This is a genomic window from Sphingomonas donggukensis (assembly GCF_023674425.1).
In the GTDB taxonomy this organism is placed as follows: Bacteria; Pseudomonadota; Alphaproteobacteria; order Sphingomonadales; family Sphingomonadaceae; genus Sphingomonas; species Sphingomonas donggukensis.
Map to the genome: position 1 here is coordinate 1,702,885 of NZ_CP098401.1, position 22,301 is coordinate 1,725,185.

At 68.8% G+C, this 22,301-nt stretch carries 20 protein-coding genes; 10 read left to right on the plus strand and 10 right to left on the minus strand.

Translation table 11 applies throughout. The features are described 5' to 3' along the window. Positions 1-163: 163 nt before the first annotated feature. The 3 genes from M9980_RS08375 to M9980_RS08385 are packed head-to-tail and all read right to left on the minus strand — an operon-like array spanning position 164 to position 2,405. Entirely contained in the window at positions 164-481 is a 318-nt protein-coding gene (locus M9980_RS08375) for a hypothetical protein (protein WP_250749178.1), read from the minus strand. Between the two features lie 47 nt (positions 482-528). After that, positions 529-1,314, minus strand: a complete 786-nt coding sequence (locus tag M9980_RS08380; RefSeq protein WP_250749180.1) for a LytR/AlgR family response regulator transcription factor — start codon at positions 1,312-1,314, stop codon at positions 529-531. Beyond that, positions 1,311-2,405: a sensor histidine kinase gene (locus tag M9980_RS08385; RefSeq protein ID WP_250749183.1), complete on the minus strand. Its 1,095-nt coding sequence runs from the start codon at positions 2,403-2,405 to the stop codon at positions 1,311-1,313. Before M9980_RS08385 ends, M9980_RS08380 begins: the two co-directional genes overlap by 4 nt. A gap of 246 nt (positions 2,406-2,651) precedes the next feature. On the opposite strand from M9980_RS08385, the gene M9980_RS08390 reads away from it, so the two are divergent. Continuing rightward, positions 2,652-5,468 carry a TonB-dependent receptor gene (locus tag M9980_RS08390; protein WP_250749185.1) on the plus strand — a complete coding sequence of 939 codons (2,817 nt, stop codon included), beginning with the start codon at positions 2,652-2,654 and terminating at the stop codon, positions 5,466-5,468. Here M9980_RS08390 and M9980_RS08395 read toward each other — a convergent pair. Both M9980_RS08395 and M9980_RS08400 read right to left on the minus strand, forming a co-directional pair. Next, positions 5,465-6,178, minus strand: coding sequence for a phosphocholine cytidylyltransferase family protein (locus tag M9980_RS08395; RefSeq protein WP_250749187.1), 714 nt, complete (start codon positions 6,176-6,178; stop codon positions 5,465-5,467). The two genes, M9980_RS08390 and M9980_RS08395, sit on opposite strands and share 4 nt — an antisense overlap. A gap of 10 nt (positions 6,179-6,188) precedes the next feature. Further along, positions 6,189-7,298: an inositol-3-phosphate synthase gene (locus M9980_RS08400; RefSeq protein ID WP_250749189.1), complete on the minus strand. Its 1,110-nt coding sequence runs from the start codon at positions 7,296-7,298 to the stop codon at positions 6,189-6,191. Positions 7,299-7,407: 109 nt separating this feature from the next. Between M9980_RS08400 and M9980_RS08405 the strand changes: the two genes are divergently transcribed. The 4 genes from M9980_RS08405 to M9980_RS08420 all read left to right on the plus strand — a co-directional run bounded on the left by M9980_RS08405 (position 7,408) and on the right by M9980_RS08420 (position 11,207). Then, positions 7,408-8,277 carry a CDP-alcohol phosphatidyltransferase family protein gene (locus M9980_RS08405; protein WP_250754853.1) on the plus strand — a complete coding sequence of 290 codons (870 nt, stop codon included), beginning with the start codon at positions 7,408-7,410 and terminating at the stop codon, positions 8,275-8,277. A 78-nt stretch (positions 8,278-8,355) separates the two neighbouring features. Further along, entirely contained in the window at positions 8,356-9,393 is a 1,038-nt protein-coding gene (gene hppD / locus M9980_RS08410) for a 4-hydroxyphenylpyruvate dioxygenase (RefSeq protein ID WP_250749191.1), read from the plus strand. 159 nt (positions 9,394-9,552) lie between these two features. After that, positions 9,553-10,848 carry a homogentisate 1,2-dioxygenase gene (gene hmgA / locus M9980_RS08415; protein WP_250749192.1) on the plus strand — a complete coding sequence of 432 codons (1,296 nt, stop codon included), beginning with the start codon at positions 9,553-9,555 and terminating at the stop codon, positions 10,846-10,848. After that, positions 10,845-11,207 (plus strand): Rieske (2Fe-2S) protein, encoded by a 363-nt coding sequence (locus M9980_RS08420; RefSeq protein ID WP_250749193.1) that lies wholly within the window; start codon positions 10,845-10,847, stop codon positions 11,205-11,207. Before hmgA ends, M9980_RS08420 begins: the two co-directional genes overlap by 4 nt. Positions 11,208-11,293: 86 nt before the next feature. Here M9980_RS08420 and M9980_RS08425 read toward each other — a convergent pair whose 3' ends face one another. Genes M9980_RS08425 through ubiA form a run of 3 tightly spaced genes read right to left on the minus strand, consistent with a single transcriptional unit; the run spans position 11,294 to position 14,346 of the window. Next, positions 11,294-12,064: a 3'(2'),5'-bisphosphate nucleotidase CysQ gene (locus M9980_RS08425; protein WP_250749195.1), complete on the minus strand. Its 771-nt coding sequence runs from the start codon at positions 12,062-12,064 to the stop codon at positions 11,294-11,296. Next, positions 12,057-13,403 (minus strand): TldD/PmbA family protein, encoded by a 1,347-nt coding sequence (locus M9980_RS08430; RefSeq protein ID WP_250749197.1) that lies wholly within the window; start codon positions 13,401-13,403, stop codon positions 12,057-12,059. Before M9980_RS08430 ends, M9980_RS08425 begins: the two co-directional genes overlap by 8 nt. Before the next feature lie 31 nt (positions 13,404-13,434). Next, a complete protein-coding gene (gene ubiA / locus M9980_RS08435) occupies positions 13,435-14,346 on the minus strand; it encodes a 4-hydroxybenzoate octaprenyltransferase (protein ID WP_250749199.1) in 912 nt (303 codons plus the stop codon). A 197-nt stretch (positions 14,347-14,543) separates the two neighbouring features. Between ubiA and M9980_RS08440 the strand changes: the two genes are divergently transcribed. Further along, positions 14,544-14,963 (plus strand): DUF2147 domain-containing protein, encoded by a 420-nt coding sequence (locus tag M9980_RS08440; protein WP_250749202.1) that lies wholly within the window; start codon positions 14,544-14,546, stop codon positions 14,961-14,963. Here the strand turns inward: M9980_RS08440 and M9980_RS08445 are convergent. Beyond that, complete coding sequence (locus tag M9980_RS08445; RefSeq protein WP_250749205.1) at positions 14,956-15,840, minus strand: ATP-grasp fold amidoligase family protein; 885 nt, start codon at positions 15,838-15,840, stop codon at positions 14,956-14,958. The two genes, M9980_RS08440 and M9980_RS08445, sit on opposite strands and share 8 nt — an antisense overlap. A 90-nt stretch (positions 15,841-15,930) precedes the next feature. Between M9980_RS08445 and M9980_RS08450 the strand changes: the two genes are divergently transcribed. The 3 genes from M9980_RS08450 to M9980_RS08460 all read left to right on the plus strand — a co-directional run bounded on the left by M9980_RS08450 (position 15,931) and on the right by M9980_RS08460 (position 18,915). Further along, on the plus strand, positions 15,931-16,674 hold the full coding sequence (locus M9980_RS08450; RefSeq protein ID WP_250749208.1) for a 16S rRNA (uracil(1498)-N(3))-methyltransferase: 744 nt from the start codon (positions 15,931-15,933) through the stop codon (positions 16,672-16,674). Between the two features lie 178 nt (positions 16,675-16,852). Further along, on the plus strand, positions 16,853-18,226 hold the full coding sequence (locus M9980_RS08455) for a glutamate--cysteine ligase (protein WP_250749211.1): 1,374 nt from the start codon (positions 16,853-16,855) through the stop codon (positions 18,224-18,226). Between the two features lie 35 nt (positions 18,227-18,261). Then, complete coding sequence (locus tag M9980_RS08460) at positions 18,262-18,915, plus strand: DUF2490 domain-containing protein (protein ID WP_250749214.1); 654 nt, start codon at positions 18,262-18,264, stop codon at positions 18,913-18,915. A gap of 10 nt (positions 18,916-18,925) precedes the next feature. On the opposite strand, the gene M9980_RS08465 is transcribed toward M9980_RS08460, so the two are convergent. Continuing rightward, entirely contained in the window at positions 18,926-20,206 is a 1,281-nt protein-coding gene (locus M9980_RS08465; RefSeq protein WP_250749216.1) for a methyltransferase family protein, read from the minus strand. Positions 20,207-20,328: 122 nt separating this feature from the next. Between M9980_RS08465 and M9980_RS08470 the strand changes: the two genes are divergently transcribed. Then, complete coding sequence (locus M9980_RS08470; protein WP_250749219.1) at positions 20,329-22,248, plus strand: M61 family metallopeptidase; 1,920 nt, start codon at positions 20,329-20,331, stop codon at positions 22,246-22,248. Positions 22,249-22,301 lie beyond the last annotated feature (53 nt).

Genomic DNA, 22,301 nt, shown 5'->3' on the forward strand with positions numbered 1-22,301 from the left:
TGGGGGGCGGTGGATGCCGCCCCTCACGCCGCTTCCCAAGAAGCCCGTTCATTTCAAGCGTAGTCTAGAAACCGCCGGCGAGATGCGCGCGGCCTGTTTCTCGACTACGCTTGAATCGAACGGGGCGGGTCGAGTTACCGACAGCTCCGACCCCGACGCCCCCCTATTGCGCGCCCACGACCTGCGCTACGCCGTCGCGCCCGATCGTGATGCCGTAGGTCGCACCACCCTGGCAGGTGGCGACCCACAGCGGGTCCGACGCGCCGGGGATCGTCTGGCGTTCCGACTTCGTCACGCCCTGACAATCCTTGTTGGCGTCGCGCAGCGCGCGGATGAAGACCAGGTTGCGTTCGTTGTCGCTGAGCGCGATCACCCGGGCCTGGATATCGCTCGGGCCTTCGGGTGTGGTGCGGGCGGGGGTCGTGGGCGCGCTGTCGCAGGCGGCGAGCAGCAGCGTGGCGGCGAGGATGGTCGTGCGCATGGCCGGCAGTGTCTGCGCTCCGCCGCGCGCGCGCAAGCCCTGTCGCGTCAGCTCTCGCCCTTCCCCACCAGTGTCCGCACCACCGCGCGATAGTTGCGCCCGACCGGCAGCAGCTCGCCGGTGTCGGTGACGATCGTATAGCCGCCCGCGGGCCGCCGCCGGATCGACGCAACGCGGTCCCGGTTCACGATGTGCGAGCGATGGATGCGCACGAATTTCTGCGGCTCGAACCGGTCGATCAGCGTGCTGATCGGCTCACGGTGGAGATAGGAGGCGTCGCCGTGGTGGATGCGGACATATTCGCCCTCCGACTGGACACGGTCGACCTGCGCCAGGTCGATACGCACGTTTTCGCCGCGCCGCTGTACCCACAGATGCCCGGTCTGCGACGGCTCGCCGCGTCGCTCGGCCCGAAGCGTCTCGACCTGGGCGGCGAGATCGGCGAGCCGCGCTGCGGCGCTGCGATCGTCGAGCGCACGGCGCACCCGCTCGATCGCGGTGTCGAGCCGCGCGAGCCGCACGGGCTTGGTCAGGAAATCGATCGCGCCGGTGTCGAACGCATGCGCCGCGAACTGCGGATAGGCGGTGACGAACACGATCAGCGGCGGCGTCCCCTCCGCCCCCGCCAGTGCCTCGACCACGTCGAACCCATCGAGCGCCGGCATTTCGATGTCCAGCAGCACCGCGTCGGGCCGATGCTCCGCGACCCCGGCCAGCGCCGCGCGCCCGTCGGTGGCGGTACCCACGACCTCGGTCCCGGGCAGCCGCAGCACCAGGTCGCGCAACCGCTCCACCGCCAGCGGCTCGTCGTCGCAGATCAGCACCCGGATCACACGGTCCCTCCCGACAGCGGCACGGCGAAGCTGACCGCGAAGCCGCCGTCCGGCGTCTTGCCCGCGGCGAAGCGGCAATCCTCGCCATAGCGTGCGATCAGCCGTTCGGCGACGTTGCGCAGGCCCACGCCGGTACCGGGCGAGGCATGGCGCGGGGCGGCGCCGTTGCTGCCGCTGTCGGCGACGCGGATGGCGAGCCGGTCGTCCTCCACCCACGCCGTCACCGTCAGCGTTACCGGCGCGGTCGATCCGGCGACGGCGTGGCGCACCGCATTCTCGATCAACGGCTGGGTGATCAGGCTTGGCACGCGCGCCCCGCGCACCGCATCGGGAATGTCGATCGCTACCACCAGCCGCTCCGGAAAGCGCACCGCCTCGATCGCCAGATACACTTCCTGCAGCTCGACTTCCTTGGCGAGCGGGATGTCCTCGTTGGGATCGAGCGCGAGGCCTGCGCGCAGGAAATCGGACAGATTCTCGACCATCTGCTCGGCGGGTTCCACCTTCTTCGCGCTGATGAGCGATGCGATCGAATTGAGCGTGTTGAACATGAAATGCGGGTTCAACTGGTAGCGCAGCGCCCTCAGGTGCGCGCTGTGCGCCTCGCGCTGCAACTGCGCCGATCGCCATTCGTGATCGCGCAACTCGCCCGAATAGACGATCGCCAGCAGCAGTCCCGACATCGCCGAATAGGCCCAGAACCACTGGAACACCGCGAACAGATAGCCCGGCACATTGGCCTCGCGCCCGCTCACCTCCGGCATGAACAGGTGGAAGACCAGGAAATTGGCGAGCGCATGGACGATCGCCCCGGCCAGCGCCGCGCCGATCGCGAATCCCAGTCGCCGCGCGATCGTGCGTGACCGGGTGCGGCGGTGGAATGCCAGGATCGCAAACGACAGCGCGATCCCGACCAGCGCGACGACGAGGCGCGGCGGCAGGTAGCTCCAGTCGTCGCCCGCGCCGAACACCAGCCGCTGCGTCGTCAGCAGGGAAAACTGGGCGAGCCAGAACAACAGGATCGTGATCGCCGACACGCGCGCCGTGAAGCGTTCGCCCGCCTGCGCCTGGCTCGAATGATCGCCGTCCATGCGCCCCTGCTACGGCGGGGAGCGGCCCGCTGCCAAGCGGTCGCTGCGCGGTTCGTGGGGCGCACCGTGCGGTTGGTGCCGCCACGCGCCGCCACGCGCCGCCGCTCACCGATCGGACGCGGCATTTCGCTGCACAGTCGCAGATTTTCGGGGCTTGCCACGCTTTTGCGACAAATCGCTGTTAGGCGGCCCGCTGCGGGGCGCCACCTGCGCCAAGATTCCACCGACCGACTGGGCCTGTAACCGATGACGCGTATCCCGTTCCTGCTCGCGACCACCGCGGCGTTCCTGACACCGGGGGGTGCCTATGCCCAGAGCGCGCCTGCGCCGACGCCCGCGCCCGAGGCGGAAACCGAAGCCGGCGACGGTGCCGAGAGCGAACCGATCACGGTGGTCGGCCAGCGCGAACGCGGGTCGGTGCCGGGCGACATCAAGCCCGAACAGGTTATCCGCGCCGCCGATATCCGCGCCTACGGCGTCAGCTCGATCACCGAACTGCTCGCCGAGCTGTCCCCGCAGATCGGCGCCGGTCGCGGGCGCGACGGCGGGCAGCCGGTGGTGCTGCTGAACGGGCGCCGCATCTCGGGCTTCCGCGAAATCCGCGACCTGCCGACCGAGGCAATCGAGCGCACCGAGATCCTGCCGCCCGAGGCCGCGCAGCAGCTGGGCTACCGCGCCGACCAGCGCGTCGTGAACATCGTCCTGCGCCGCCGCTTCCGCGCGGTCACCGCCGAGCTTCAGGGCAGCGGCGCGACCGCGGGCGACCGCTATACCGCGGCGTCCGACGTCAACATCGTCCGCATCGCCCGCGACAAGCGGCTGAACGTCAACGTGCATTATGACGGCGCGACCCCGATCTACGAGGACGACCGCGACATCGTGCCGACCCCGCCGACGCGCCCCTACGGCATCCTCGGCAACCTGACGCCCGCGAACGGCCAGGCGGTGATAGACCCCTCGCTCGGCGGCGCGACCGTGGCCGGCGTACCAGAGGGCGCGACGGGCCGCCTGCCCGCGTCGGCGTTCCTCAACCCGGCCAATTCCAGCGACTTCGGCGCGTACCGCACGCTGGCCGCCGCGACCCGCAAATTCTCCGCCAACGGCACCTACAGCCGCCCGATCGGGAAGGTCGCGGCGTCACTGAACGTCAATCTGGAATCGACCAGCAGCGATTCCGAACTCGGCCTCGCCAGCACCAGCTTCACCGTGCCCGCGGGCAACCCGTTTTCGCCGTTCACCAATCCGGTGACGGTCAACCGCTATCTGCTTGAGGCAGGACCGCGCGAGCGGAGCGCCGACGGCACGCTCGCCCATGTCGGGCTCGCCCTGAACGGCGATGTCGGCACGTGGCGCTGGTCGCTGACAAGCAACTATGATCGCACCCTGTCGCGCACGCTGACCGATGCCGGCATCGACTTCACCCCGCTCGCCGCCCGGATCGCGGCCAACGATCCGGCGATCAATCCGTTCGCCCGCTTCGACGCGGCGCTCGTCGGCCCCTATGCGCAGGATTTCGCGCGATCGGTATCGAACGTCGCCAATGTCGAGGGCGTCGCCAATGGCCCGCTGCTCACCCTGCCCGCAGGCAAGGTCAACGCCAGCGTGAAGGCAGGGTTCGAGAACAGCGATTTCGACGCGCGTGCGATTCGCGCCGGCGTCGCCACCACCAGCGGCACGACCCGTGGCGTCGGCAGCGGGCAAGTCCGCGTCGACGTGCCGATCACCAGCCGCCGCAACGACGTGCTGGCGGCGATCGGCAATCTGTCGCTCAACGGCAGCTACGCGGTCGATCGCACCTCGGATTTCGGCGCGCTCACCACCTATGGCTACGGCCTCAACTGGTCGCCGATCCCGCAGGTCTTTTTCCTGGCGAGCGTCAACGACGAGGACGGCGCACCGACCACGGCGCAGCTGACCAATCCGGTCATCGTGACCCCGGCCGCACGCATCTTCGACTTCGTCACCGGGCAGAGCGTGGACGTGCAGCGCATCGACGGCGGCAATCCCAATCTGCGCGCGGATTCGCGCCGCGTGACCGCGCTGACGCTGAACGTGACCCCGCTCAACAGCGTCGACCTGCGGCTGAGTGCGGAATATACCGCGACGCGCACGCTGAGCCCGATCGCCAGCCTGCCCGCGCCGACTGCGGCGCTGGAGGCGGCATTCCCCGACCGCTTCACTCGCGACGCCGCCGGCCAATTGGTGCGGTTCGACAATCGCCCGGTCAATTTCGCGCGATCCGACCAGCAGCAGCTGCGCACCGGCATCACCTTCTCGCGGCGGCTGGGCAAGATGCCCGAGCGCCCGGCGAGCGGCTTCGGAGGATTCGGCGGACGGCGCGGCGGTCAGGGCGACGGCGCGGCTCCGGCGGTGCAACCCGGCAGCACGGCTCCCCCACCGGCATCGGGTGATGCGCCCCGCGCCGAGGGTGGTGAGGGTCGGCGCAGCGAGGGTCAGCGCGGCGAGGGTCGCGGCGGCTTCGGCGGGGGCGGCTTCGGCGGCGGCAACTTCAACCCCAATTCGCCCCGCGCGCAGGCGTTTTTCGCCTCTCCGCAGGCACGCGCGCTCGGCAACGTCGGACGCCTGCAAGTCTCGGTGTTCCACACTTGGCGACTGGAGGACAGCGTGCTGATCCGCCCCGGCGTTCCGCAGCTCGACCTGCTCGACGGCGACGCGCTCGACACGCGCGGCGGGCGGGCCAAGCACCAGCTGGAATTCAACGCCGGGATCACGCGCGGCGGCTACGGCCTGCGCGCGTCGGGCAACTGGCAGTCGGGGACGTTCGTGCGCGGCGGCACGCCCCGCGCGCCGACCGACCTGAACTTCGCACCGCTGACGACGCTGACGCTCCGCGCGTTCGCCGACTTTAATCCGCTGATGAAGGTGACGCGCGACCATCCGGTGCTGCGCGGGCTGCGCGTCCAGCTGGCGGTGCGCAACGTGTTCGACGCGAAGCTGAAGGTGACCGACGCGACCGGCACCGTGCCGCTGAATTATCAGCCCGACTTGCTCGATCCCACCGGACGGGTGGTGTCGATCAGTTTGCGCAAGCTGCTGTTCTAGGCGGCCAGCCAGGCCTCCGCCTTGGCCAGCGCGGCCGGGTCGTCGACGTCGATCCAGCCATATCCGGTGACGTCGTGGGTCATCGCCCGCCCCGCCCGGGCGAGCGCCTGCACGCCGTCTGACAGGCTGCCCGCCGCACCGCCGGCCACCGCCGCGCGGATCGCGTCGATCAGCGCGGGCGTCACCAGGAACAGGCCGGTATCGAACGCGTCATAGGTCGCGATGTCCTTGCCGATCGCGAGGATCGCACCGTCCGGGGCGGTCGATACCTTCATCACGTCGTCCAGATCGACCAGCGGATTGGCGAGATCGCGGTCGATGGCGAGGACCAGCCCGGCGCCGTCGCTACCGCGTGCGATCAGTCCGGCGACCATCGCCGGGTCGATCAGATGGTCGGCCATCGTCAGCAGGAAGTCGCCGGTGATGCTCTCGGCTCCGGCCAGCACAGAATGACCGTTGGGCAACGACCAGTCGGCGACCCGCACGGTGTCGATCGAGATGCCGGTATCGGCAGCCAGATCGCGCAGAAAAGCCTCTACGCGGTCGCCCTCATACCCCGTCACCACGGTGAACCGGCTGGCACCGCCCGCCGCCGCCCGCGCGATCACCTGCGCGATCAGCGGACGACCGCCGACCGGGGTCAGCGGCTTCGACGGGGAAATGTCCCGCAGCCGGCTGCCGAAGCCGGCTGCGATAATCAGGCAGTGCATGGCCGGCGGCTCAGGCGGGGATGACCTCGACCGGGCCGCTGATGAAGTCGCGCGTCATCTGCGCGGCGACATCGTCACTGAACTGCTCGGCGGGATGCTTGCAGAAATAGGCCGACGGCCCGGTCAGCGCACCGCCGACACCGCGGTCGAGCGCCAGCTTGCAGCAGCGGATGGCGTCGATCACGACGCCCGCCGAATTCGGACTGTCCTCGACCGACAGGCGCACTTCGATGTTCATCGGCACGTCGCCGAACAGCTTGCCCTCCAGCCGCAGGAAGCACAGCTTGTTGTCGTCGAGCCAAGGCACATAGTCGCTTGGGCCGACGTGGATGTTCTCGTTCGCCATCCGCTCGGCGAGCACCGACTGGACCGATTCGGTCTTGCTCGTCTTCTTGGACGCGAGCCGCGCACGGTCGAGCATGTTCATGAAGTCGGTGTTGCCACCGGTGTTCAGCTGGTACGTCCGCTCCAGCGGCACGCCGCGGGCGCGGAACAGCGACGACAGCGCGCGGTGCACGATGGTCGCACCCAGCTGCGCCTTCACGTCGTCGCCGACGATCGGCAGGTTCGCCTCGCGGAAGCGGGCTTCCCACTTCGGATCGCTGGCGATGAAGACGGGCATGCAGTTGACCACGCCAACCCCGGCCTGGAGCGCGCATTCCATGTAGAAGCGCGTCGCCTCTTCCGAGCCCACGGGCAGGAAGTTGATGAGCACCTCCGCGCCCGAGGCCTTGATGGCCTCGACGATCTGCTCGGCAGTGGCGTCGGGCTGGTCGGCGCGCTCGAACCCGCGGCCGCCGGCCACGTCGAACATGTGCGCGGCCATGCCGTCGAGCGTATTGCCCATCATCACGGTCACGCCGGTCGACGGAATGTCCTTTTCGAACACCGTCGTGCAGTTCGGCATGGCGAAGATCGCCTCGGCCAGATCCTTGCCGACCTTGCGCCCGTCGGTGTCGATGGCGAGGACGAATTCGACGTCGGTGGGTCCGTACTGGCCGATGTCACGATGGATCAGGCCGCGCGCCTGGCGTTCTTCGTCCGCGTAATAGGTGATGCCTTGAACCAGTGAGCTCGCGCAATTTCCGACGCCGATGATGGCGACCTTGATCTTGGCCATGTCGTTCCCTGAGAGATATGAAGGTGCGCGACAGGGCGCCCGTTACACATTTAAGTCAAGGACCGTTTGGGGGCAGACGCGCTCGGTACGGCGCATTATCGTGAGCGTCATGGATGCCCCCACGCGCCCCGGGCGCCCCCCCGAATTGCAGGACTGGCTGAACGCCCGCGTCTATCATCCGCTGTCGTGGCGCTTGGCGCGGATACTGGCGCCGACGCGCGTCACGCCGAACATGGTATCGGTGTTCGGATGCCTGCTGCTGGTCGCGGCGACCGCGGCCTATGCCGGGCTGCCGTGGCCGGTTTCGGTGGCGCTGGGCTTTGCCTGCCACCTGGCGTGGCATGTCGTCGACGGGGCCGACGGCGACTTGGCGCGGATGACCGGGCGGACGTCGCCGTTGGGCGAGATGATCGACGGGGCGAGCGACTATCTAGGCCATGTCATCCTCTACGTCGTGCTGACGCTGCAACTGGCGGACACCATCGGCAGCGGGCCGGCGTGGGCGCTCGCGCTGACCGCAGGGGCGAGCCATGCCGTCCAGACCAATCACGCCGAGAGCCAGAAGCGCGTGTATCTGTGGTGGGCGTACGGCGTGCCGTGGATGAAGCAGACGCCGGGCGCCGCGGCGGCGCGCGGTGGGCTGCTCGGGTGGCTGACGCGGCTATACCTGGGCGTGGCGCTGGCCATGAACCGCAGCGCCGATGCGGTCGATGCCGCCTTCGCCCGCGCTTCCGGCGATCCGGCGCGGACCGAGCGGATGCGGGCGGCGGTGCGCCAGCGTGCCGGGGCCTTGCTGGCGACGTCGAAGCTGGTCGGGCCGAATCCACGCGCCTTCATCCTGGCGGCGGCGATGCTGGTGGCCGACGTGCGTTGGTTCCTCCTCGCTGAAATCGTCGTGCTGAACCTACTGCTGATCGCGTCGATGCTGCGCCAGCGGAGCCAGAACCACGCACTCGCGGAGGCGCTCGCCGCGGCGTAACTGGTAACATTTGACACTAAATCGGCGCAGGCGTATTTGGCTGGCCTGCTTTTCGAGCTCCATTTCCGAGGACGCGCCATGACCGACACCATCAACCCGTTGGGCCTCAACGGCTTCGAATTCGTCGAATTCACCTCGCCCGATCCGGACGCGATGGCGCGCCAGTTCGAGCAACTGGGCTTCGTCCCCAGCCACACCCACCCGACCAAGTCGATCACCCGCTACAAGCAGGGGCGCATCAACCTGATGCTCAACCGCGACGAGAGCGGCCGCGTCGCCGAGTTCCGCGCGGCGCACGGCCCCTCGGCAAGCGCGATGGCGTTCCGCGTGTCCGACCCCGCCGAAGCGATGCGCTGGGCGCTGGAGCATGGTGCCAAGCGCACCGTCGAGGACGATACCGTGATCGAGGGGATCGGCGGTTCCTACCTGTACTTCATCCAGGACGGCACCGACCTGTACGCCGACTGGGCCGAAATCCCCGGCTGGCAGGAAGCGGAGGCGGAGAACAACGTCGGCCTCGACCTGCTCGACCACCTGACCCACAACGTCCGCCGCGGGCAGATGCAGGTGTGGAGCGCCTTCTACAAGGAGCTGTTCGGGTTCGAGGAACAGAAGTATTTCGACATCAAGGGCCAGGCGACGGGCCTGTTCAGCCAAGCGATGATCGCCCCCGACAAGGCGATCCGCATTCCCCTGAACGAAAGCCAGGACGACAAGAGCCAGATCGAGGAATTCATCCGCGAGTATAAGGGCGAGGGCATCCAGCACCTCGCGCTGACCACGCCCGACATCTTCGACACGGTCGAGCGGCTGCGCGCGCGCGGCGTGAAGCTGCAGGACACGATCGAGACCTATTACGAGCTGGTCGACAAGCGCGTGCCCGGCCACGGCGAAGACCTGGAACGCCTGCGCCGCAACCGCATCCTGATCGACGGCAATGTCGGCGACGAAGGCATCCTGCTCCAGATCTTCACCGAAAACATGTTCGGGCCGATATTCTTCGAGGTCATCCAGCGCAAGGGCAACGAAGGGTTCGGCAACGGCAATTTCCAGGCGCTGTTTGAGTCGATTGAACTCGACCAGATTCGACGCGGCGTAATCCAGGTCGACGCATAAGCGTCGGCCGCGATGCCGAGCGCAGGCGAGGCCCGCGCCCGGCCAGCGGGAACGGAGCCGGCCCACAGGGCGCGGCTTCGCCGCGACTGACGGGCCGGCGGGCCGCGTCCGGACCGGCGCGTAACTGGACCCCGGCCTGCGCCGGGGTGGCGGAGTAAGATGATGGCAGACCAGCACTACACCCCCGGCTTCGCCAACCACATTGCGACCGAGGCGGTGCCCGGCGCTCTGCCGGTCGGGCGCAACAGCCCGCAGAAGACACCGTTCGGGCTCTATGCAGAGCAACTGTCCGGCACCGCCTTCACCGCGCCGCGTAGCGAGAACCGCCGCAGCTGGCTCTACCGCCTGCGCCCGACCGCCAACCACCCCGCCTTCACCCTCTATGACGGCGCGCCGGATCTGAAGTCGGCGCCGTTCGACGATGTGCCGCCCTCCCCCAACCGGCTGCGCTGGGATCCTTTGCCCTATCCGGACGCGGCGACCGACTGGATCGACGGGCTCGTCACCTACGGCGGCACCGGAAGCGTCGCCGAGCAGACCGGGGTCGGCATCCACCTCTACGCCGCGACCGCCGACATGCAGCGGGCGTTCTTTTCCGCTGACGGCGAGTTGCTGATCGTGCCGCAGGAGGGCGCGCTCCACATCGAGACCGAGATGGGGCGGATCGACGTCGCCCCGCTGTCGATCGCGCTGATCCCGCGCGGTGTGCGATTCCGCATCACCCTGCCCGATGGCAAGGCGCGCGGCTATGTCTGCGAAAACTACGGCGCGCTGTTCCGCCTGCCCGACCTCGGGCCGATCGGCGCCAACGGCCTGGCCAATCCGCGCGATTTCGAGACTCCGGCGGCGTGGTACGAGGACAGCGATGCCCCGTGCGACGTCATCCAGAAATTCCAGGGCGGGCTGTGGCGGACGCGGCTCGACCATTCGCCGTTCGACGTGGTGGCGTGGCACGGCAATCTGGCACCGTGCCGCTACGACCTGACGCGGTTCAACACGATCAACACCGTCAGCTTCGACCATCCCGACCCGTCGATCTTCACCGTGCTGACCGCGCCGAGCGATACGCCGGGCACCGCGAATTGCGACTTCGTGATCTTCCCGCCGCGCTGGATGGTGGCGGAGGACACGTTCCGCCCGCCGTGGTTCCACCGCAACGTGATGAGCGAGTTCATGGGCCTGATCACCGGCGCCTATGATGCGAAGGAAGGCGGCTTCGCGCCGGGCGGCGCGTCGCTGCACAATCAGATGAACGGCCACGGGCCCGACCAGGCGAGCTATGAAAAGGCGGTCGCGGCAGACCTGAAGCCCCACAAGATCGACGGCACGATGGCGTTCATGTTCGAGACGCGCCACGTCGTCCGCCCGACCCGCTGGGCGAGCGAGGCGCCGACGATGCAGCTCGACTATGACGACGTGTGGTCGGGCTTTGCCAAGGCGCAGCTGCCCCGGTGAGCGATGCGGCTCGGGTGTACGCCACTCCGCCGGGGGTAAAGCTCGGCCCGATCGATCAGGTCGCCGACGGCAAGGCGCGCAATTTCGTGCTCCAGTTGCGCGCCGGACGATTTCACGGCTTCGTGGTGCGGCGAGGGGATGGGGTGGTCGGCTATGTCGATCGCTGCCCGCACATGCAGGTGCCGATGGCGCAGCGGCTGGACGAGTATCTGACCCCGGACGGATCGCTGATTGCGTGCAGTTGGCACGGGGCGCTGTTCAGGGTCGAGGACGGGGTGTGCGTGGGCGGGCCGTGTGCGGGGCAGGCGCTGACGCCGTGGCCCGTCGCGGTGGTGGATGGGGGAATCGTGACGGCTTGACTCCCCTCTCCGTTCGTTTCGAGCGCAGTCGAGAAACCTGCGCTCGGACCCGTTTCTCGACTTCGCTCGAAACGAACGGATGGGGGTTACACCGCCGCCCGCGCCCGCTCCGCCAGCCTTTCCACCGCCGCCGCGTGGATGCCGGGCGCTGCCGCGAGCACGCCGAACGCGCGCGCGTCGTGGGTATTGAACGCTAGCGGGTCGCCGAATGCGTCGCTGACCGTGGCGCCGGCCTCGGTCGCGATCAGCGCGGCGGCGGCGACGTCCCATTCGTGGCCCCAGCGTACCGTCGCGACCAGGTCGGCCTTTCCTGCCGCCACCATCGCGATGCGGAGTGCGATCGAATTGGGCTTGGGCACCATCGCCAGGTCGGCATCGACGCGCGGGAGGCTATCGGCGGGGACGCGGGCGCCGGCCAGAGAGTCTCGATTGGCGACCCGGATCGACGCTCCGTTGCGGGTCGCGCCATTGCCCCGCTCGGCGATCCACACTTCGTCTCGTGCCGGCGCGTCGAGCACGCCGATCACCGGCACGCCGCGCTCTACCAATGCAATCGACACCGCCCAACCGGGGCGCCCGCGCACGTAATCGCGGGTGCCGTCGATCGGATCGACCACCCACACCCGCTCGCTCGCCAGCCGCGCGGCGTTGTCGAGCGTCTCCTCGGACAGCCAGCCGGCCTCGGGCAGCAGCGCCTCCAGCCGGGCCCGCAACATCGCGTCGACCTCCAGATCGACCTCGCACACCGGGTTGCCGGGCGATTTCTCCCAGCGGCGGAAGTCGGTGCGCCACTTCGCGAGCGCCAGCGCCCCCGCCTCCCGCGCGATGCCCGCGACCGCCGCGGTCAGGTCAGCCACCGGCGACCATCATGCCGTCGATGCGCAGACTGGGCGCGTTCATGCTGCCGCGGAATTCCAGATCGCTGGCCGGGGTCAGAGCCAGGAACATGGCCTTCAGATTGCCAGCGATGGTGAATTCGCTGACGGGTCGGGTGATCTCCCCGCGTTCGATCAGGAAGCCCGCCGCACCCAGGCTGTAGTCGCCGGTGACGCCGTTGACGCCGTGGCCGATCACTTCGGTCACCAGCACGCCGCGATCGATCTCCCCGATCAGCGTCGCGCGCGGGGTCGCGCCGGCGGTTAGGTGGACGTTGGTCGCAGTGGCGCCCGGCGATCCGCTAACGCCGCGGGAAGCGTGGCCGGTCGGCTCGAGCCCCAATTGGCGCGCGGCGGCGCTGTCCATCAGCCAGGTCTGGAGCACCCCGTCGTCGACGATGCGCGTGGGCGATACCGGCAGCCCCTCACCATCGAACGGTTTCGAGCGCAGCCCGCGCGGGCGGTGCGGGTCGTCGAGGATGTGGACGCCCTTGGGCAGGACGGGGGTGCCGAGCGCGTGGAGCAGGAAGCTGGTCTGCCGCGCGATCGCCGCGCCGCTGATCGCGCTCAGCAACGCGCCGATCAGTCCCCCGGCGATGCGCCGATCGAACACCACCGGCATCGCACCGCCCTGTATCCGCCCCGGATTGACCCGCGCGGCGACGCGCTCTCCCGCAAGGCGCCCGATCGCCTCGGGCGCGTCGAGCATCGACAGATGGCGGACGGTGTGGGTGGCGTAGTCGCGCTCCATCGCGCCGGTTTCGCCGGCGAGGACGCTGGCGGAGGCATTGTAGCTGCTGAGCGAATAGCCGCCGGAAAAACCGTGGCTGGTGGCCAGCGCGATGGTGACGCGCGAGGCGGAGGCGGACGCGCCGTCGCTCATCGTGACGCCCGGCACCGACCGCGCGGCCTCCTCGACCGCGAGCGCGCGTGCCTTCAACGCGTCGGGGGCGGGGTCGCCGTGGTCGTCGAGGTCGAGGTCGGGCTTGATGCCAGTCAGCAGGCGGTCGGCGGGAGCGAGGCCGGCCCAGGGGTCTTCGGGCGCCAGCCGCGCCATCGCGACCGCGCGGTCGACCAAGGTCGCCAGCGCATCGTCGGACAGGTCGGAGGTGGAGACGCTGGCCGAGCGATGGCCGACGAACACGCGCAGGCCAAGTTCGGCGCTTTCGGCGCGACCGACATCCTCCAGCGCGCCCATCCGCACCTGCACCGCGGTCGCGGCGTCGGCGGCGAACACGGCATCGGCGGCATCGGCCCCGGCGGCGCGGGCGCGCGCGACGATGGCGGCGGCGGTATCGGTGGCTTGGGCAGGCGTCAGCATCGCGCCGAGGTAGGGATGGCGGGGTGGAACGTCAAAGCGTGGTCCCCACGACCACGCAGGCGAGGAACATCAGCGCGCCCGCATTGCGGTTCGACCGGAAGCGGGCGAGCGCACCCGCGCCGTCGGCGGGCACCAATGTCGTGACCTGCCAGCCGAGATGCAGCGCCATCGGCAGCAGCGCGACGAGTGCCAGCCAGTCGCCGCGCACCAGCCAGATCGCCGCGCCCCACAGCAGCAGGGCAAGCGCATAGAAGCCGGCGACGCCGCCGCGCACCCCCGCCCCCAACGCCCGTGCCGACGACCGCACGCCGATCAGCGCGTCGTCCTCGACATCCTGAAGCGCGTAGATCGTGTCGTATCCGATCACCCACGCGATGCCGCCGGCGTAGAGCAAAGCCGCCGCCCAGCCGAAATCCCCCGCAACCTCGACCCAGCCGACCAGCGCCGCCCAGCTGAACACGATCCCCAGCCACGCCTGCGGCCACCAGGTGATGCGCTTCATGAAGGGATAGGCGGCGACGGGCGCGAGGCTGGCCACCGCGACGATCGCGGCGGGCAGGTGGAGTTGCAGCAGGACGACGAGGCCGATGAGGCTGAGGATGACGAGCCAAACCCACGCCGCCCTCACCGATATCGCCCCACTGGCGACCGGGCGCGACGCGGTGCGTGCCACCTGTCGGTCGAGGTCGCGGTCGACGATGTCGTTATAGACGCACCCTGCCCCACGCATCGCGATGCTGCCGAGCAGCAGCCACAAGATCAGATCCCAACGCGCGAAGGCGCCGCCCGCCAGCGCGACGCTCCAGGCGCCGGGCCAGAACAGCAGCCACCACCCGATCGGCCGGTCGAATCGCGCGAGCGAGGCGAATGCGCGCAGGCGCGGCGGGAGCGAACCGACGAGCCCGCGGTGTTCGGTATCGGGGACGATCTGGGGCGCGATCATGCGCGAATGTTGACAAAGTTGACGGCCGATCGGGGGGTGTCCGGCCCCCTTTCAGGCGCCACGCCGGGGCGCGGATGGACGGATCGCGTAATCATAAGCCGGTCCTGACAGATCGCCGGCGTGTAGGACAGGGGCGCGATGGAGCGTTGCCGCGCGTTCGTGCGTTGGCCGCACCACGACTGGATGGAGATTCGTGTATGCCGCGCCTGCCGATTGCCATGACCATCGTCGCGCTGGCGACCGCAGCGGCACCCGCCGCCCCGCCCGCACCCGGCTGGGCGGGGGTATGGCGCAATGCGTCGAACAGCGTCCACCTGCGCGCGGCGCCGTGTGGCCGCGGGCGCGATGCCGGCATGTGCGGGACAGTGATTTGGGCGAGCCCGAAGGCCAAGGCCGACGTCGCCGCGCGCGGGCGCACGCTGGTCGGCGCGCAGCTGTTCCGCGATTTCCAGCCGACCGGCGATGGCGCGTGGGAGGGTGAGGTCTATGTGCCCGACATCGACCGCAGCTTTTCGGGCACGATCACCCTGGAAGGGCGCAACCGCCTGGTCGGCGAGGGCTGCCTGTTCGGCGGCTTCGGCTGCAAGCAGCAGGTGTGGACGCGCGTCGTCAAATAGCGGAGGGCACCCCGTCGCCCCAATCGGCGGACGCGGGTGCCGGCGCCGGGCGTACCCGCAGCCACGACGCGCCAATGCGGGCGTCGAGCGCGGGCGGATCGAACGGGTCGAGGCCGGAGCCGGGATAGAAGGTCAGCTCGCCGAACATCGGTCGCCCGGCGATTTCGTAGAAATCGGCGCGGACGAAATCGATGTCCTCGCCCAGCGTTTCCGCCGCCGCGATCATCGCCGACAGCGACACCGGCGGGGCCGGATCGTCGCCCGTGGGTGTCGAGACACGCGCCCAGTCGCGGTCGAACAGCACCCAGCGATGTGCGCCTGCGCGGTCGAGGTGAACCTGGATATATTCGACTCGCCCGCCGAAGACGTAGAGCTTGTAATCGAGCGGCAGTCGCCCCGCCTCCCCCACGAACGGTTCGACCAGCAGCCCGCGGGGAATCGCGCCGTAAAGCCATTCGTCGAGCCAGCCGCCGTAGCGCGTCCCCATCCATCGGCGCGACGCACGCCGGATCGCCGGCCAGTCGATGTCGTCGTCCAGCACGAACGCGTTCTGATTGCAGCCGTGGCGCGATTTCACGACGAACGGTGCCGGCCATTGCGGCGCGTCGGGCAGCCGCGTGCCGTGCCACAAGGTCGGGATCACCCATTCCCCGCCCAGCCGGTCGGCGACGTGCGCTTTCACCGCCACCTTGTCGGCGAGCATCGGCAGGCGCGGATCGCGGTCGTTGAGCTTGCGGTGCTGGACCAGCTCGGTGAAGGTCGTCGGCGCCCTGAGATCGGGCAGCTTCCCGTGCCGCCACAGATAGGTCAGCGACACGCGAGCCAGCGGCAGCAGTTCGGGAGTGTCGGCCAACTGGGCCATAAGCGAAGCGATCATTGCGGGGGAGCGCGCGGCGCGGACGCTTGTTCCGTTTGCGACACGATCGCAATTGTGGCGCGCTCGCCTGGCAGCGGTTAGGGGGACGATATGCCCGCTACCCCCGCCTGGCCGCCGCAATCGACCCCTCGCCTCTTCATCACCGAACCGCTGGCGCAGGGCGCGGCGATCCGCCTCGACGGGGCGCAGGCGCATTATCTGGTGTCGGTGATGCGGACGAAGATCGGCGATCCGGTGAAGCTGTTCGACGGAACGTCGGGCGAATGGCTGGGCGTGGCCGAGAGCGTCGGCAAACGCGACCTGACTCTGGTGGTGCGCGAGCAGCTGCGCGCGGCGGAGTCGGTGCCCGACCTGTGGCTGGTCGCCGCGCCGCTGAAGAAAGGCCGGATCGACTGGCTGGCGGAGAAGGCGTGCGAACTGGGCGTCGCGCGGCTGGCGCTGGTCGAAACGCGGCGGACGGTGGTGGACCGGGTGAACCTCGATCGGCTGACCGCGCACATGATCGAGGCGGCGGAGCAATGCGGGCGCACCGCGGTGCCGGCGCTCGACCCGGTGGTGAAGCTCGCCGCAATGTTGCGCGACTGGCCGGCGGATCGGGCGTTGTTCTTCGCGGACGAAACCGGCGGCGCGCCAGCACTCGCCGCGATGCGCGCGCATGCCGGGCCGGCGGCTATCCTGATCGGGCCGGAAGGCGGCTTCGACTCCGCCGAGCGCGACGCGATCCGGGAATTGCCACAGGCGGTCGGCGTCGCGCTCGGCCCCCGCATCTTGCGCGCGGATACCGCGGCGGCGGCGGCGGTCGCGTTGTGGATGGCCGCGGCTGGGGATTGGTAGGCGCCATTCCTCCCGGTACGGGGAGATGGCAGCCGGAGGCTGACGGAGGGGGCCATTCTCCACCGCAGCGCTCGCGGCACGCCCCCTCCACCAGCCTGCGGCTGGTCCCCCTCCCCGCGAGCGGGGAGGATTTTGCGCCCCACTAGCGTCCGCCTCTGCCCCGGCGTAAGGGCCGCGGATGACGACGAAGACTGCCTCGGCAACCCCCTCTCCCGCCATCGAGTCGGTCGAGCAGCTCTATGCCAGCTTCGCCCGCGGCGAGAAGCCGAAGGAGCGGTGGCGGATCGGCACCGAGCATGAGAAGTTCGTGTACTCGACCGCCGATCATCACGCGCCGAGCTATGACGAGCCGGGCGGCATCCGCGCCCTGCTGGGCGAGCTGGAGCAGTTCGGATGGAAGCCGGTGTTCGAGGGCGACAAGGTCATCGCGCTGTCGGGCGACGACGGTTCGGTCAGCCTGGAACCCGCCGGGCAGTTCGAGCTGTCGGGCGCGCCGCTGGAAAACCTGCACCAGACCTGTGCCGAGACCGGGCGCCACCTGAAACAGGTGAAGGCGGTGGGCGAGAAGCTTGGGATCGGGTTCCTGGGGCTTGGCATGTGGCCAGACAAGACGCGCGCGGACCTGCCGCGGATGCCCAAGGGGCGGTATGGCATCATGCTGGACCACATGCCGCGGGTGGGGTCGCTCGGGCTAGACATGATGCTCAGGACCTGCACGATCCAGGTGAACCTGGATTATGCGTCCGAGGCCGACATGGCGAAGAAGTTCCGCACGAGCCTCGCGCTGCAACCGCTCGCCACAGCGTTGTTCGCGAATTCGCCGTTCACCGAAGGCAAGCCGAACGGCATGCTGAGCTATCGCAGCCACATCTGGTCGGACACCGACCCGCATCGGACGGGGATGCTGCCGTTCGTGTTCGAGGAGGGTTTCGGCTACGAACGCTATGCCGAATACGCGCTCGATGTGCCGATGTACTTCGTTTACCGCGAGGGGCGCTACATCGACGCCGCCGGCCTTTCCTTCCGCGACTTCCTGAAGGGTGAGCTGAGCGTCCTGCCCGGCGAGACGCCGACGATGGACGACTGGAACGACCATCTCTCCACCGCCTTTCCCGAAGTGCGGCTGAAGACCTTCCTGGAGATGCGCGGGGCCGACGGTGGGCCGTGGGACAGCATCTGCGCGTTGCCAGCACTGTGGGTCGGGCTGCTATACGATGACGGCGCGCTGGATGCGGCGTGGGACGTGGTGAAGCACTGGACGATGGAGGAGCGCGAGGCGTTGAGGACTGCGGTGCCGCGGCTGGCGCTGGACGCGCCGATCCCGGGTGGGGGCACGTTGCGCGATATCGCCGGCGAAGTGCTCGACATCGCGAATGCCGGGCTGACTGCGCGCGCGCGGCTGAACGGTGCGGGCGACAGCGAGGCCGGGTTCCTCGACCCGCTGCGCGCGATCGTGCGGTCGGGGAAGGTGCCGGCGCAGGTGCTGCTCGATCGCTACCACGGCGCGTGGGGGCAGGACGTGTCGCGGGTGTACGGCGAGTACAGCTTCTGAAGCGCGCGGCGCGCTGGTCCGCGCTGGTTGCAGCGATGCTGACGGCGGTGCCCGCGCACGCGCAGGATGAGGACGCGCAGCTGTGGTTGCAGGTGAACGCCAGTGCCCCGCTCGCCGAGCGGGTGAAACTGACGCTCGAGCAGATCGCGCGGATCGGCGACAGGCAGGGCGGGCTGTTCCAGACCGAACTCGGCGGGATCGTGGCGTATCGCGTGTCGGACCAGATCGAGCTGGGCTTCGGCTATCGCCGCGTCGGGTTTCACAACGGCAACCGTAGCGAGGACGAGAACCGGCTGCGCCAGCACATCGTGGCGACGTTCGGGCGCTTAGTCGGGCGGTTGCGCGTCGACGAGCGGTTTCATCCGGGCGGCGACGAGATCGGATTCCGCATCCGCCCGTTGCTGCGCTACAATCAGCCGCTGGGAAAAGGCGGGCTCAAATTGTTCATCAGCCATGAGAGCTTCTACCTGCCCAACGCGACGCGCTGGGGTCAGCGGAGCGGGTATGAGCGGATGCGCAACAGCGTCGGCTTCACGATCCCGCTGGGGAAACTGAGCAGCGTCGATGTCGGCTATCTCAACCAATATCGTCCGGGGCGCAGCGGGTCACCGGCGCAAATGGATCATGCGCTGTCGACGCAGCTGACGCTGAGCATCGGCAGCCACACGTCGTCGCAAGTCGAGGACTGAGCGTTCGGGTTCAGCGCGACAGGCGGGCGAACATCCGCGGGATCAATCCGTTGCGCGCCATCCACCCGTCATAGGCCTGGTAGGCCGGGTCTAGCCCGAGATGCCGTTCTTCGGTCTTGGCGCGCCAGTAATAGACGCCGCTGACGACCGCCATCAGCGCAGTGTTACGCGCTGCGTCCGCCCAGCTCCCCGTGGTCGACAGGATCGGGATGGTCGAGATCCACCAGAACAGGTTCTTGCTGAGATAGGCCGGGTGGCGGCTGAAGGCATAGGGCCCGTGGGTCATGATGCCGCGGTGGGTGAGATTCGAGAAGCGCAGGCCGAACGCCATCGTCGCCCAGGCATAGATCGCGGTCAGCGCGACCAGCACCGCGCCGGTCCCCGCCAGCAGCACCGGGTGGCCGGCGAACCACGCGGTCCAGTCCGACGTGCCGATGTGATAGTCGAGCGGGCCGCCGTCGGCCATCAGGATGAACGGCGGGTAGCAGATCAGCGCCGCCATCCATCCTGCCGCATAGGGCTGCGCCTGGCGGATGTGCGAATCGAGCGCGCGGAAGGTAAGGAGATAGCCGACCGTCGCGAACGCCACGTCGATTACGAACATGAAGGTGATGAGCCACTGCGCCAGCGCGACCGGATCGTGCAGCAGCATCGACATGTCGCCGCGGATGAACTCACCGAATCCCCCCGGCACGATCGCGAGCATGAAGGCGAGGAAGAACGCCTTCACGCCCCAGCTGCGCAGATGGGCGTAGATCGCCTCGCGCTCATAGGGTTCGTCGAGGTTGAGCATCCACGCGCCGAGCGCCCAGGCACCGTCGCGCGGCTCGACCAGGCGGCGGTCCATCCAGAGCACCCAGGGAATCGATGCCGCGACGACCCACGGCGCGGCGACCGAGAAACACCACATCGCGAAGGCGAAATTGCCCTCCCAATAGAATTTGCCGACCGCGTAGATCGCGGCGATGCCGCCCCAGGTGAGCCACAACCCGGCGAGCTTCGTCAGCGACACGTCGATCGTCGCGCGCCACGGCTTCACGTTCGTCCAGTCGATCCCGGTCGAGGGATTGCGGTGCACCTTGTCGACGGCCAGCGACCAGACGACCATCGGCATGCCGCAGGCGATGAGGTTGCACAGCGCCGCATACGGCCCGTCCATCCCGAACCAGCGCGCCACGCCGACCCACACCAGCAGCCCGCCGAGCCCCGCAAACCCGACCCCGTGGCTGACCGCCGACGCCGGGCGCGGATCGGTCCGTGACTGCGCGGCAAGATGGGTGTCGTGGTACATGCGCCCGACTGCTAGCGGCGATTGGTAAGCAAGCGGTGAAGGATATGCAGTGGACGGCACTTTACGGAGCCACCGATAGCCCCCTAAGCATCTGTCATCCCATCGCTTCGAGAAGGCCACCGATGACCCGCACCCTCGCGCTTGCCGCCCTGCTCCTCGCCTCCACCGCCGCGACATCCTCGGCCCAGGTCCGCAATACCGAGCCGGCGGCGACCGCGCCGCTGCCCAACGACATTCCCGAGGCGCGCGACGTCGCCTATCCGGGCGTGATCCAGCTGGACGTCGATGCCACCAACATCGCGCAGGGCATCTACCGCGTGAAGCAGGTCGTGCCGGTCGCCGATGCCGGGCACATGGTGCTGCTGATGCCGTCGTGGCTGCCGGGCAAGCACGGTCCGCGCGGCGAGATCGAGAAGCTGGCGGGCCTGAAGGTGACGGCGGGCGGCAAGGCGGTGCCGTGGCGGCGCGATCCGGTCGACGTCTATGCGTTTCATGTCGACGTGCCGGCGGGCGCCAAGGCGCTCAACCTCGATTTCCAGTTCGTGACCGCGACCGCGCCGAACCAGGGCCGCATCTCCGTCACGCCCAATATGCTGAACCTCCAGTTCGAGCAGGTCAGCCTGTACCCGGCGGGCTATTACACCCGTCGCATCCCGATCCAGGCGACCGTGAAGTATCCCGCCGGCTGGACCGCGGCATCGGGCCTGCCGAGCAAGGCGAGTGGCTCCACCTACAGCTACCAGCAGACCAGCTATGAGACGCTGATCGATTCGCCGGTGTTCGCCGGCCGCTATTTCAAGCGGTGGGAGCTGACCCCGCGCGTCGGCCTGAACGTGGTCGCCGATTCGGCCAAGGAGCTGGCCGCGACCCCGGAAGTGATCGGCCTGCACAAGAACCTGGTCGACCAGTCGGTGAAGCTGTTCGGCGCGCAGCATTACGACAAGTACGAATTCCTGCTGTCGATCAGCGATGAGATCGGCGGGATCGGGCTGGAGCATCACCGCTCGAGCGAGAACGGCGTGGATTTGGGCTATTTCACCGAGTGGAAGGATGCGGTGGGCGACCGCGACCTGCTGCCGCATGAATTCACGCACAGCTGGAACGGCAAGTTCCGCCGCGGCGCCGACCTGTGGACCCCCGATTTCCGCACGCCGATGCGCGACAGCCTGCTCTGGGTGTACGAGGGGCAGACGCAATTCTGGGGCGTGGTGCTGGGCGCGCGATCGGGGATGTTGTCGAAGCAGGAAGCGCTCGACAATTTCGCCGGCTGGGCGGCGGGCCTTGATGCCAGCAAGGGCCGCACGTGGCGCCCGCTGGTCGACACCACCAACGACCCGATCATGGCCGCGCGCAAGCCCAAGGGCTGGACGAGCTGGCAGCGGCCCGAGGATTATTACATCGAGGGTGCGCTGATCTGGCTGGAGGCAGATGCGATCATCCGCAAGCAGACCCGCGGTGCGAAGTCGATGGACGATTTCGCGCGCGCCTTCTTCGGGATCAACGACGGCGACTGGGGTGAGGTGACCTACACGTTCGACGACGTGGTGAAGACGCTGAATGGCGTCACCCCCTATGACTGGGCGACCTTCCTCGACACCCGCGTCAACAAGGTCAGCGACCGCGCGCCGCTCGGCGGGTTCGAGGGGAACGGCTACAAGCTGGTCTATGGCGACGAGCCGAACGCGGTGGCCAAGGCGGGCGAGAAGGCGTCGAAGACCGTGAGCTTCGCCTATTCGCTGGGCATGACGGTGGCGAGCGACGGCGCGGTGCGCGCGGTGATGTGGGATTCGCCGGCGTTCGATGCCGGCTTCGACGTCGCCACGACGATCGTCGCGGTCAACGGCGACGCGTACACCGGCGACAAGCTGAAGGACGCGGTGAAGGCGGCCAAGACGTCGAAGGAGCCGATCCGGCTGCTGACCAAGACGGGCAGCAAATATCGCGACGTCGCGCTCGACTATCACGGGGGCCTGCGCTACCCGCGCCTCGAGAAAGTGGGCACCGCGACCAATGGTCTGGACCGCCTGCTGACGGCGAAGTGATTTAGCCCGAACCGTTCGTTTCGAGTAGCCGTCGAGCCTGTCGAGGCGGCGTA

What these genes read in the sequence shown, in the direction of transcription:
- M9980_RS08375 (WP_250749178.1), bottom strand. Translation starts at nt 481, where the DNA reads ATGCGCACGACCATCCTCGCCGCCACGCTGCTGCTCGCCGCCTGCGAC.
- M9980_RS08385 (WP_250749183.1), bottom strand. Translation starts at nt 2,405, where the DNA reads ATGGACGGCGATCATTCGAGCCAGGCGCAGGCGGGCGAACGCTTCACG.
- M9980_RS08390 (WP_250749185.1), top strand. Translation starts at nt 2,652, where the DNA reads ATGACGCGTATCCCGTTCCTGCTCGCGACCACCGCGGCGTTCCTGACA.
- M9980_RS08395 (WP_250749187.1), bottom strand. Translation starts at nt 6,178, where the DNA reads ATGCACTGCCTGATTATCGCAGCCGGCTTCGGCAGCCGGCTGCGGGAC.
- M9980_RS08400 (WP_250749189.1), bottom strand. Translation starts at nt 7,298, where the DNA reads ATGGCCAAGATCAAGGTCGCCATCATCGGCGTCGGAAATTGCGCGAGC.
- M9980_RS08405 (WP_250754853.1), top strand. Translation starts at nt 7,408, where the DNA reads ATGGATGCCCCCACGCGCCCCGGGCGCCCCCCCGAATTGCAGGACTGG.
- hppD (WP_250749191.1), top strand. Translation starts at nt 8,356, where the DNA reads ATGACCGACACCATCAACCCGTTGGGCCTCAACGGCTTCGAATTCGTC.
- hmgA (WP_250749192.1), top strand. Translation starts at nt 9,553, where the DNA reads ATGATGGCAGACCAGCACTACACCCCCGGCTTCGCCAACCACATTGCG.
- M9980_RS08430 (WP_250749197.1), bottom strand. Translation starts at nt 13,403, where the DNA reads ATGCTGACGCCTGCCCAAGCCACCGATACCGCCGCCGCCATCGTCGCG.
- ubiA (WP_250749199.1), bottom strand. Translation starts at nt 14,346, where the DNA reads ATGATCGCGCCCCAGATCGTCCCCGATACCGAACACCGCGGGCTCGTC.
- M9980_RS08440 (WP_250749202.1), top strand. Translation starts at nt 14,544, where the DNA reads ATGCCGCGCCTGCCGATTGCCATGACCATCGTCGCGCTGGCGACCGCA.
- M9980_RS08445 (WP_250749205.1), bottom strand. Translation starts at nt 15,840, where the DNA reads ATGATCGCTTCGCTTATGGCCCAGTTGGCCGACACTCCCGAACTGCTG.
- M9980_RS08450 (WP_250749208.1), top strand. Translation starts at nt 15,931, where the DNA reads ATGCCCGCTACCCCCGCCTGGCCGCCGCAATCGACCCCTCGCCTCTTC.
- M9980_RS08455 (WP_250749211.1), top strand. Translation starts at nt 16,853, where the DNA reads ATGACGACGAAGACTGCCTCGGCAACCCCCTCTCCCGCCATCGAGTCG.
- M9980_RS08460 (WP_250749214.1), top strand. Translation starts at nt 18,262, where the DNA reads ATGCTGACGGCGGTGCCCGCGCACGCGCAGGATGAGGACGCGCAGCTG.
- M9980_RS08465 (WP_250749216.1), bottom strand. Translation starts at nt 20,206, where the DNA reads ATGTACCACGACACCCATCTTGCCGCGCAGTCACGGACCGATCCGCGC.
- M9980_RS08470 (WP_250749219.1), top strand. Translation starts at nt 20,329, where the DNA reads ATGACCCGCACCCTCGCGCTTGCCGCCCTGCTCCTCGCCTCCACCGCC.